The sequence below is a fragment of the Pseudomonas sp. 2VD genome, assembly GCF_005503585.1.
Taxonomy (GTDB): domain Bacteria; phylum Pseudomonadota; class Gammaproteobacteria; order Pseudomonadales; family Pseudomonadaceae; genus Pseudomonas; species Pseudomonas aeruginosa.
Map to the genome: position 1 here is coordinate 1 of NZ_SCND01000292.1, position 7818 is coordinate 7818.

General features: G+C 65.4%; 8 protein-coding genes. 4 read left to right on the forward strand and 4 right to left on the reverse strand.

What is annotated here, in order from left to right; all coding sequences use genetic code 11:
* Positions 1-274 precede the first annotated feature (274 nt).
* The 3 genes from FFS27_RS24540 to FFS27_RS24550 all read left to right on the forward strand — a co-directional run bounded on the left by FFS27_RS24540 (position 275) and on the right by FFS27_RS24550 (position 4056).
* The gene (locus FFS27_RS24540; RefSeq protein WP_021265138.1) at positions 275-2383 is read left to right on the forward strand and encodes a molybdopterin oxidoreductase family protein; all 2109 of its coding nucleotides are present in this window, start codon (positions 275-277) and stop codon (positions 2381-2383) included.
* Between the two features lie 112 nt (positions 2384-2495).
* Positions 2496-2822 carry a Grx4 family monothiol glutaredoxin gene (gene grxD / locus FFS27_RS24545; protein ID WP_003092082.1) on the forward strand — a complete coding sequence of 109 codons (327 nt, stop codon included), beginning with the start codon at positions 2496-2498 and terminating at the stop codon, positions 2820-2822.
* A gap of 82 nt (positions 2823-2904) precedes the next feature.
* Positions 2905-4056 (forward strand): MFS transporter, encoded by a 1152-nt coding sequence (locus FFS27_RS24550; RefSeq protein ID WP_015649282.1) that lies wholly within the window; start codon positions 2905-2907, stop codon positions 4054-4056.
* A gap of 67 nt (positions 4057-4123) precedes the next feature.
* Here the strand turns inward: FFS27_RS24550 and bfrB are convergent, their stop codons facing one another.
* Positions 4124-4600, reverse strand: coding sequence for a bacterioferritin BfrB (gene bfrB / locus FFS27_RS24555; RefSeq protein WP_003092078.1), 477 nt, complete (start codon positions 4598-4600; stop codon positions 4124-4126).
* 209 nt (positions 4601-4809) lie between these two features.
* The gene (locus FFS27_RS24560; RefSeq protein ID WP_003092075.1) at positions 4810-5031 is read right to left on the reverse strand and encodes a bacterioferritin-associated ferredoxin; all 222 of its coding nucleotides are present in this window, start codon (positions 5029-5031) and stop codon (positions 4810-4812) included.
* 259 nt (positions 5032-5290) lie between these two features.
* Here FFS27_RS24560 and FFS27_RS24565 point away from each other — a divergent pair, with 259 nt between their 5' ends.
* Positions 5291-5893 (forward strand): peroxiredoxin, encoded by a 603-nt coding sequence (locus FFS27_RS24565; RefSeq protein WP_003092073.1) that lies wholly within the window; start codon positions 5291-5293, stop codon positions 5891-5893.
* A gap of 179 nt (positions 5894-6072) precedes the next feature.
* Here FFS27_RS24565 and rnt read toward each other — a convergent pair whose 3' ends face one another.
* Positions 6073-6747, reverse strand: coding sequence for a ribonuclease T (rnt, locus tag FFS27_RS24570; RefSeq protein WP_003092070.1), 675 nt, complete (start codon positions 6745-6747; stop codon positions 6073-6075).
* Positions 6744-7790, reverse strand: a complete 1047-nt coding sequence (gene pyrC / locus FFS27_RS24575; RefSeq protein WP_003092068.1) for a dihydroorotase — start codon at positions 7788-7790, stop codon at positions 6744-6746. The genes rnt and pyrC overlap by 4 nt, the downstream gene beginning before the upstream one ends.
* Positions 7791-7818: the final 28 nt, after the last annotated feature.

Sequence of the window (7818 nt, forward strand, 5' to 3'; positions counted from 1 at the left end):
TGTCGGACAGGGGCGGACTCGAAGAGACAAGGTTTAGCACCGGCTTTCGCCGCGCCGGAATTCCCAGGTGGATAGTTGACAGCCGGACAAACGGCACGCTTCCCCTCTACCGCGCCCATCGGCCAGCCTGATGCCTGGCGATTCAGCCGACTGACGCTGCTGGCGCGGCGGCGGAAGGCGCCGCATAGTGCCGATTCGACGACTAGACCGGTCGTCTGGTCCTCGCGTACGCGCCGGGCCGCGGCGGCCGGCGACGACAATGAAGAGGCGAGCCATGAGCAAGACCCTCCACTACCGTGCGTGCCATCTCTGCGAGGCCATCTGCGGTCTCGCCATCGAGACCGAGAGCGACGAGGGCGGCGTGCCGCGGATCCGCTCGATCAAGGGCGACCCGCAGGACAGCTTCAGCCGCGGCCATGTCTGTCCCAAGGCGGTGGCCCTGCAGGACATCCAGGACGACCCCGACCGCCTGCGCCAGCCGTTGCGCCGGGTCGGCAGCGAGTGGCAGCCGATCGGCTGGGACGAGGCCTTCGCGCTGGTGGCCAGCCGCCTCGGCGAGATCCGCGAGCGCCATGGCAACGATGCGGTGGCGGTCTACCAGGGCAATCCGAGCGTGCACAACTACGGCCTGATGACCCATAGCAACTACTTCCTCGGCCTGCTGAAAACGCGCAACCGCTTCTCCGCGACTTCCGTCGACCAGTTGCCGCATCACCTGGTCAGCCAGCAGATGTACGGCCATGGTTTGTTGATCCCGATCCCCGACATCGACCACACCGACTTCATGCTGGTGCTCGGCGGCAACCCGCTGGCGTCCAACGGCAGCATCATGACCGTGCCGGACGTGGAGAAGCGCCTGAAGGCGCTGAAGGCCCGCGGCGGCCGGCTGGTGGTGGTCGATCCCCGGCGCAGCGAGACCGCGGCTATCGCCGACCGGCACCTGTTTATTCGTCCCGGCCAGGATGCGGCGCTGTTGCTCGGGATACTCAACACCCTGTTCGAGGAGAACCTCGGTCGCCCCACGCCGCTGCCGGTCGACGGGCTGGAGCGGGTGCGCGAGGCGGTCGCGGTCTTCGACGCCGAGTCCATGAGCGTGCGCTGTGGCGTGCCGGCCGAAAGCATTCGCCAACTGGCGCGGGATTTCGCCGCCGCCGAACGGGCGGTCTGCTATGGCCGGATGGGCGTTTCCACCCAGGCCTTCGGCACGCTCTGCCAGTGGCTGGTGCAACTGATCAACCTGGTCACCGGCAACCTCGACCGGGTCGGTGGCGCGCTGTGCACCTCGCCGGCCCTGGACCTGGTGGCGAGTACCTCGGGTGGCCACTTCGACCGTTGGCGCAGCCGCGTCTCGGGGCTGCCGGAATATGGCGGCGAACTGCCGGTGGCGGCATTGGCGGAAGAAATCCTCGGCGAAGGCGAGGGGCAGGTGCGCGCGCTGGTCACGGTAGCCGGCAACCCGGTGCTGTCCACGCCCAACGGGAGGCGGCTCGAACAGGCCCTGGACGGCCTGGAGTTCATGCTCAGCATCGACCTCTACATCAACGAGACGACCCGCTACGCCGATCTCATCCTGCCGCCCACCGCGCCGCTGGAGCACGATCACTACGACACCACCTTCAACGTCTTCGCCGTGCGTAACGTGACCCGTTTCAACGAGGCCGTGCTGCCGCGTCCCGAGGGTGCGCTGCACGACTGGGAGATCTTCGTCGGCCTGGCGCGGGCCTTCGCCGCGCGCAACGGCCTGGAGCTGAAACCGACCCTGGAGCCGCAGCAGATGATCGACCTCGGCCTGCGCGCGGGCGCCTACGGCGACCGTTCTGAGCACAGGCTGAGCCTGGCCACTCTGCGCGAACATCCCCACGGCATCGACCTCGGGCCGCTGCGGCCGAACCTGGCGCCGCGCCTGAAGACCGCCGGCCAGCGCATCCAGGCTGCTCCGCCGCTGTTCGTCGACGACCTGCAACGCTTCGCCGCACAGCCACTGCCTGCGTCCGACCAGTTGCTGCTGATCGGACGACGCCACGTGCGCAGCAACAATTCCTGGATGCACAACTACCATCGCCTGGTGAAGGGCAAGCCGCGTCACCAGTTGCTGATGCACCCGCGCGATCTGGAGGGTCGCGGCCTGGTCGACGGGCAGCGGGTGCGGGTGCGCTCGCGGGTCGGCAGCGTCGAGGTGGAGGTGGCGGCGAGCAGCGAGATGATGCCCGGGGTGGTCAGCCTGCCGCACGGCTGGGGCCACGCGCGGCCCGGCGTGCAACTGGCGATCGCCCGCGCCCAGGCCGGCGTCAGCGCCAACGACCTGACCGACGAGCGTCATCTCGACCTGCTGTCGGGTAACGCCGCGCTCAACGGCCTGCCGGTGGAGGTGGAAGCGGCCTGAGCGGGTCGACGGAACGCGAGAGTAAAGCCGAGCGTCGCGCTAGGCTTTCCGATACAATACCGGTCATTATTTGCCGAGTTACCGTGTCGAAACGTTCCTGTTGAGGTAAGCCATGGACATCATCGAAACCATTAAAGAGCAGATCGCCAACAACCCCATCCTGCTGTACATGAAGGGTTCGCCGAACGCCCCGCAGTGCGGTTTCTCCTCGCGCGCGGCCCAGGTGCTGATGGCCTGTGGCGAGAAGTTCGCCTACGTCGACATCCTGCAGAACCCGGAAATCCGCGCCAACCTGCCGAAGTACGCGAACTGGCCGACCTTCCCGCAGCTGTGGGTCAATGGCGAACTGGTCGGCGGCAGCGACATCCTCGCCGAGATGTTCGAGAAGGGCGAACTGCAGACCCTGGTCAAGGACGCGGCGGCCAAAGCCAACGCCTGATCCGCGCATCCGACGAAGAGCCCCGCCTTGTGCGGGGTTTCTTTTTTGTCCGGAGAAACCAGCAAGGAAACCGGGAGCCTCCATGTCGGAAGTCAATCCTCGCCAGGGTCGCCTGGCTTGCATCTATTTCTTCGCCATGGCCGGGCTGGTCATCGGCAACCTGATGGGACGCATCCCGGCGCTCAAGGAGCAGACCCAGCTGGACGAGCGCGCGCTCGGCCAGGCCCTGCTCGGCGTCGGGGTCGGCGCGCTCACGGCGTTCCCGTTGAGCGGTTTCCTGGTCCAGCGCATCGGCAGCCGCAGCGTAGTGATCGGCGGTTGCCTGATCATGCTGCTGGTGTTTCCGCTGCTCGGCCTGAGCCAGGGCTGGTGGCAACTGGCGTTGGCCTTCTACGTGCTGGGCGTGAGCTTCGCCGGGATGGACGTGGCGATGAACATCCAGGCGGTGGATGTCGAGCGCCTGCTCGGCAAGCCCTGCATGTCCATGCTGCATGGCATGTACAGCCTCGGTTGCCTGGTCGGTGCGTTGAGCGCCGCGGCCCTGGCCGGACTGACGCCGTTCTGGCACTTCCTCATTCTCTCCGCACTCGGCCTGCTGAGCCTGCCATTCTTCGTACGCGCGTTGCTTCCGCCGGACCCGAGCAAGGCGGGCGCGCGCAAGGGCGGCGGCTTCACCTTGCCGCCGCGGGCCTTGCTCGGCCTGGGCCTGCTGATTCTCTGCGCGTTCGTTTCCGAGGGCGGCGTGGCTGACTGGAGCGCGCTGTTCCTGCACAGCGTTCTGGATGCTTCCGAGCGGGTGGCGGCGCTGGGCTTCGCGGCGTTTTCCGCGGCGATGGTGGTGGGGCGGCTGTTCGGCGACCGCCTGCGCGGACGCATCGACGATGCGCCGTTGCTGCGCGGCCTGGGTTCGCTGGCCACGCTGGGCATGCTGGTGGCGCTGTTCAGCCCCTGGCCGGCGCTGAGCATCGCCGGTTTCGGGGTGGTTGGCCTGGGGCTGTCGGTGATGGTGCCGATCGTGATCAGCGCCGCCGGCAACCAGCCGGGCATCGATCCGGTGATCGGAGTCGCCGCCGTCTCTACCGTGGGTTATGGAGGACTGCTGATGGGGCCGCCGCTGATCGGCCTGCTGGCCCACGAGATCGGCCTGCGCTGGGCATTGCTGGTGCTGGTCGGTCTTTGCCTGTTGCTGGCCCTGCGCGCCGATCTGGTCCGGCGCAGGCCGCGCAGCGCCTGAGGCTTTCTGGCGGGCAAGAAAAAAGCGCCGGCGGGGCAGGCCGCCGGCGCTTCGTCGTGGTTCCCGATCAGTCGTCTTCGTGCATGTGCGACTGCAGGTAGTTCTCCAGGCCGACTTTCTGGATCAGGCCCAGCTGGGTCTCCAGGTAGTCGATGTGCTCTTCTTCCGACTCCAGGATGTCCTTCAGCAGGTCGCGGCTGACGTAGTCGTGCACCTGCTCGCAATGCACGATGGCTTCGCGTAGGTCCTTGGTCGCCTTCAGCTCCAGGTTCAGGTCGCACTGCAGCATTTCCTGGGTGTTCTCGCCGATCAGCAGCTTGCCGAGGTCCTGCAGGTTGGGCAGGCCTTCGAGGAAGAGGATGCGCTCGATGAGCTTGTCGGCATGCTTCATCTCGTCGATCGACTCGTGGTACTCGTGGGCGCCGAGGCGCTTCAGGCCCCAGTCGTTCCACATGCGCGAGTGGAGGAAGTACTGGTTGATCGCGATCAGCTCGTTGCCGAGGATCTTGTTGAGGTGCTGGATGACTTTCTTGTCGCCTTTCATGCCGAATCCTGCCGTCGTAGTGGGTGTGATTCGCCAAGTTTGGCCGCGACGAAGCAGGGTGTCAAACCTAAGTTATTGAAATATAAGGGAAAAAGAATATGAATACGAATGTTTTCTTTCCGCGTTCTGCCGCTAAGTCATTGAATTGAAGGCATAAAAAAACCGGGCGCCAGGCCCGGTTCTTCTGAAAGAGGGATAAAAAATATTTTTCAGGCAGCGACGAACGCCGTAGTCCCGAACGCCGGTACCGGCTGGGCACTCTGCAGGTCGTTGAGGGTTTCGCGTACCACCTGCTTGGCCAGGCATGCGCACTTGCCGCACTGGGTACCGACGCCGGTGGCTTCGCGAACCTCACGATAGCTGCAGCAGCCTTCGTAGATGGCATCGCGGATCTGGTTGTCGGTAACACCTTGGCAGAGGCAGACGTACATGGCGATCTGGCTACTGGGAAGTTGAGTTGGAAAAGATACTAATAATAATGAGAATGATTGTCAAAGTTCCCTGGAGCGTTTTAGTCGGGTTTTTTTCGCCCCCCGACAAATGGCTTTGTCGGACAAAGACTTAGCGCCGGCTGGGGCGGGGTGTATGATGGTTGTTTCCCGGGGAACGGCGCCCCTGCCATCGAGGCTTCACGAGGAGCCGGCAGGCTGCGGTGCCGTCCTTCAACCTTCCGCTTAAAGGAGACATGGAATGAGCGTACTCGTAGGTAAGAAAGCGCCTGACTTCAACGTTGCCGCGGTACTGGGCAATGGCGAGATCGTCGAGAGCTTCACCCTGTCCGAGGCCATCAAGGGCAAGTACGGCCTGGTGTTCTTCTATCCGCTGGACTTCACCTTCGTCTGCCCGTCCGAGCTGATCGCCCTGGACCACCGCATCCCGGAATTCCAGGCGCGCAACGTCGAGGTGATCGGCGTTTCCATCGACTCCCACTTCACCCACAACGCCTGGCGCAACACCCCGGTGGACAAGGGCGGCATCGGCGCCGTCAAGTACACCCTGGCGGCCGACACCAAGCACGAGATCGCCAAGGCCTATGACGTCGAGTCCGACGGTGGCGTGGCCTTCCGTGGCGCGTTCCTGATCGACAAGGAAGGCGTTGTGCGCTCGCAGATCGTCAACGACCTGCCGTTGGGCCGCAACATGGACGAGCTGCTGCGTCTGGTCGATGCCCTGCAGTTCCATGAGGAGCACGGTGAAGTCTGCCCGGCCAACTGGAAGAAGGGCGACAAGGGCATGACCGCATCGCCCGAAGGCGTGGCCAAGTACCTGGCCGAGAACGCCAGCAAGCTGTAAGAAGAGCCTGCTTCGCGCGTTGGAAAAAAGCCCCGCTTCGGCGGGGCTTTTTCATGGGTTCGCGGGGGCCGGCAGCCCCATCCCAGGTCACGCGCCTCGCTCCGAAGAGGGGGAGATTGCCTGACCGGTCGCGTAGGACGGATAACGTCCTGGCGTTATCCGCCTAAGTGGGCCGAGGCTCAGTCGTCGTCATCCATCCAGCCGCCCATTTCCTTCCAGCGGTTGACGATGCCGCAGAACAGCTCGGCGGTCTTCTCGGTGTCGTAGCGTGCCGAGTGCGCCTCGCGGTTGTCGAACTCCATGCCGGCGGCCTGGCAGGCCTTGGCCAGGACCGTCTGGCCGTAGGCGAGGCCAGCCAGGGTGGCGGTGTCGAAGCTGGAGAAGGGATGGAACGGATTGCGCTTGATCCCGGTACGCGCCACGGCGGCATTGAGGAAACCGAGGTCGAAGCTGCTGTTGTGGCCGACCAGGATCGCCCGCTTGCAGCCATTGGCCTTCAGCGCCTTGCGGATGCCGCGGAAGATCTCGGTGAGTGCCGCTTCCTCCTGCACCGCCATGCGCAGCGGGTGGTCAAGCTTGATGCCGGTGAATTCCAGTGCGGCCGGCTCGATGTTGGCGCCTTCGAAGGGCTCGATGCGGAAGAAGTAGGTGTGTTCCGGGAACAGGAAGCCTTTCTCGTCCATGCCGACGGTGGTCGCGGCGATTTCCAGCAGCGCGTCGGTGGCCGAGTTGAAGCCGCCGGTCTCGACGTCCACCACTACCGGCAGGTAGCCGCGGAAGCGGCGCGCCATCGGATGGCGCGGGCCGCTGGGGAGGCTGCCGTCGAATTCGTCGTCGAAGTTGTCTTCGCTCATGCCCCGGCCTCCAGCAGTTTCCAGCGGAGTGTCTCGCCGGCGCGCAGCGGTACCACGTCGAAGTCGCCGAAGGGGAGGCTGGCGGGCGCCTGCCACTCCTCGCGGACCAGGGTGATCCGGTCGGTGTTGCGCGGCAAGCCATAGAAATCCGGGCCATGCAGGCTGGCGAAGCCTTCCAGCTTGTCCAGCGCATTGCGCTGTTCGAAGGCCTCGGCATACAGCTCGATGGCGGCGTAGGCGCTGTAGCAGCCGGCGCAACCGCAGGCGGCTTCCTTGGCGTGGCGGGCGTGCGGCGCCGAGTCGGTGCCGAGGAAGAATTTCGGGTTGCCGCTCACCGCGGCGTCCAGCAGGGCTTCCTGGTGGGTGTTGCGCTTGAGGATCGGCAGGCAATAGAAATGCGGGCGGATACCGCCGACCAGCATGTGGTTGCGGTTGTACAGCAGGTGATGGGCGGTAATGGTCGCGCCGACGTTGGCCGGGGCTTCCCGGACGAACTGGGCGGCGTCGCCGGTGGTGATGTGCTCGAAGACCACTTTCAGGGTCGGGAAGCGCTCGACCACCCGGCGCAGGTGCTCGTCGATGAACTGCTTCTCGCGATCGAATACGTCGACCTCGGCGCGGGTCACCTCGCCATGCACCAGCAGCGGCATGCCGACCTCGGCCATCGCCTCGAGCGCTTCGAAGATATTGTCGATGCGGGTCACGCCAGAGTCCGAGTTGGTGGTGGCGCCTGCCGGATAGAGCTTGGCGGCATGCACGAAGCCGCTGGCCTTGGCGGTACGGATTTCCTCGGCGCTGGTGCGGTCGGTGAGGTACAGCACCATCAGCGGCTCGAAGCGGCTGGCGGCGGGACGGGCGGCGAGGATGCGCTGCCGGTAGGCGTCGGCTTCGGCGGCGTTGCGCACCGGCGGTACCAGGTTCGGCATGACGATGGCGCGGCCGAAGGTGCGGGCGGCGTCGCCGACGGTATTGGCCAGCGCGGCACCGTCACGCAGGTGAATGTGCCAGTCGTCGGGGCGCAGGAGGGTGAGACGGTCGGACATGGGGCTTCCAGGACGGGATTTCGTGGGG